Origin of the sequence: Phosphitispora fastidiosa (genome assembly GCF_019008365.1) — a bacterium.
Lineage (GTDB): Bacteria > Bacillota > Thermincolia > Thermincolales > UBA2595 > Phosphitispora > Phosphitispora fastidiosa.
This window is the reverse complement of record NZ_JAHHUL010000168.1, coordinates 1-256: the sequence shown is the minus strand read 5'-3', so window position 1 is coordinate 256 and position 256 is coordinate 1. Positions and strand designations below refer to the sequence as shown.

Annotated in this window: 1 protein-coding gene; it reads right to left on the bottom strand. The window is 53.5% G+C overall.

Going from position 1 to position 256, the window contains the following annotated elements; all coding sequences use genetic code 11:
* Positions 1-222: SDR family NAD(P)-dependent oxidoreductase (locus tag Ga0451573_RS20390; protein ID WP_353740086.1), on the bottom strand; the 222-nt coding region annotated here is incomplete at its 3' end.
* Positions 223-256 lie beyond the last annotated feature (34 nt).

Here is a 256-nt window from a genome sequence, read left to right as displayed (position 1 = left end):
CTCGTCAAACGCGCGCTCGATATCGTCGGCAACCGTCACATCGGCAATAATATTGAGAATATTGGGGCTGTGCTCATTGTCCGGCGCGGGTGTGCGCGAAATGGAGACAACATTCGCGCCATGCGCGGCAAGCACGTGAACCATCCTGAGCCCCAGACCTGAGGACCCGCCTGTTACCGCAATGGTCTTTCCTGCAACGGAAAGAGAAGAGGCACTTGTCATTACAATAAATACCAACCCCGGATTGTTTTATCCA